Raw genomic sequence first — 2,003 nt, 5'->3', positions numbered from 1 at the left:
CCCCAGCCGATAAATTATTCATAGATTTTGCTGGAAAGAAGTTGGAGTGGATAGCCCCAGATAGTGGAGAAGTAAATCTGGTAGAGGTCTATGTGGCCATTTTAGGCTATAGCCAGCTGACCTATGTAGAGGCAGTAACGTCTCAAAAGAAAACAGATTTCATAGGGGCTACTGAAAGAGCTCTACACTATTTTGGTGGTGTACCCCAATTATTGGTTCCGGATAATCTGAAAAGTGCGGTGCATAAAGCCAATAAATATGAAGCAGATTTAAATACTGATTTCAGTGATTTTGCCAATCATTACCAGACAGCTGTATTGCCAGCCAGAAGCTATAAACCACGCGATAAAGCCCTTGTAGAAAATGCAGTAAGTATTGCTTATTCCAGGATTTATGCCCCTTTACGCAATCAGGTATTTTATTCACTGGAAGCCTTGAATCAAGCCATTACCATCCAACTGGAGATTCACAATAATCAAACTTTTCAAAAACAAACTCGAAGCAGACGGGAAAAGTTTGAAGCCGAAGAGAAAGCAAAATTACTTCCTCTGGCTGCTGAGCGGTATGAACTCAAAAACTTTAGGTTTGTAACGGTGATGAAAAACTGCCATGTCCATCTAAACCCTGATAGGCATTATTACAGCGTTCCGTATCGCTATATCGGCAAACAGGTCAAGATGGTTTATTCTGCTTCTCAGGTATCGGTATACTACAATAAAGAACGGATTGCTTTTCATAAAAGGGATCTCAGACGCTTTGGTTATACCACTACCAAAGAACATTTACCATCTACCCACCAATTTGTCTCGGACTGGAATCCGGATAAATTCCTAAACTGGGCAGAGCGGATCGATACAAAAGTCAAAGCCTACATTGCTGTAATTCTGGACAGTAAAAAGCATCCTGAACAAGCTTACCGTAGTTGTGTAGGCATTCTTTCCCTGGAAAAAAAAGTAGGAAAAAAACGCTTTATAGATGCCATAGACCGGGCTACAAACTATGGTGCTTATAACTACAAAATCATTGATCGCATCCTGAAAGGAGGATTTGACAGACTCTGTCCGGAAGAACCAGAGCAAACCAGTTTGCCTTTTCATCAGAATGTTCGTGGAGCCGATCACTATAAATAAATCTATTTCATTCACTTCAAATCAAAGTACAAATGAACAGTACAGTGTTAAACAAAATGTCTCAACTAAAATTTTATGGTATGTTACAATCCTATCAAACCCTGCTGGAAACCAATCAGCATCATAGCCTCAACAATGATGAAATCGTCAGTATGCTCATACAGGCTGAATGGGAAGACCGGCAAAATCGTAAGATCAATCGCTATATTAAAACTGCTCAGTTCCGCTATAAAGCCAATATTGAGGACATTGATTTTACTGCTAATAGAGCCTTGGATAAAACCCAATTGCTTCGACTGGCTGATGGTAGTTTTATTCAGAAAAAAGAAAACCTTTTAATTACGGGTCCAACCGGGGCTGGGAAAAGCTACATCGCTTCAGCCTTGGGCTATCAGGCATGTTTAATGGGATACAAAACTTTATACTTCAATGCTCAAAAACTCTTCCCCCAACTTAATATGTCAAAAGCTGATGGGACTTACCTAAAACAAATAGCCAAAATAGAACGACATGATCTATTAATCATTGATGATTTTGGATTACAACCCCTTGATGCTAAAAATAGAATGATGTTATTGGAGATTATCGAAGATAGGCATGGGAGAAGGTCCACCATCATCAGTTCACAACTCCCAGTGGCAAATTGGTATGATATCATAGGGGATAGTACCGTGGCCGATGCACTACTTGATAGAATGATACATACTGCCCATCGTATCGAATTAAAAGGAGAATCTTTGAGAAAAAGAAAAATGAAATGATTTATGTAAATTTGTTAAACCTCAGCCTAATTTTTTAACCTAAACTACAGAGCTGCTAAAAAAGGGTGGATCACTATCGTAATTACACGGGTCAGTATCGTAATATTTTACA

General features: G+C 39.0%; 2 protein-coding genes. Both read left to right on the top strand.

Going from position 1 to position 2,003, the window contains the following annotated elements; translation table 11 throughout:
* The coding region (gene istA, locus A3EM_RS0140975) for an IS21 family transposase (protein ID WP_020534051.1) at positions 1-1,130 on the top strand (1,130 nt) is incomplete at its 5' end.
* Positions 1,131-1,186: 56 nt separating this feature from the next.
* A complete protein-coding gene (gene istB / locus A3EM_RS0140970; protein WP_245576607.1) occupies positions 1,187-1,891 on the top strand; it encodes an IS21-like element helper ATPase IstB in 705 nt (234 codons plus the stop codon).
* Positions 1,892-2,003: the final 112 nt, after the last annotated feature.

It is taken from the genome of Flexithrix dorotheae DSM 6795 (genome assembly GCF_000379765.1).
GTDB classification, from domain to species: Bacteria; Bacteroidota; Bacteroidia; order Cytophagales; family Flammeovirgaceae; genus Flexithrix; species Flexithrix dorotheae.
This window is presented reverse-complemented; position numbering and strand designations above follow the sequence as displayed.

Coding starts and splice junctions, on each gene's coding strand:
- istB (WP_245576607.1), top strand. CDS start 1,187: ATGTCTCAACTAAAATTTTATGGTATGTTACAATCCTATCAAACCCTG.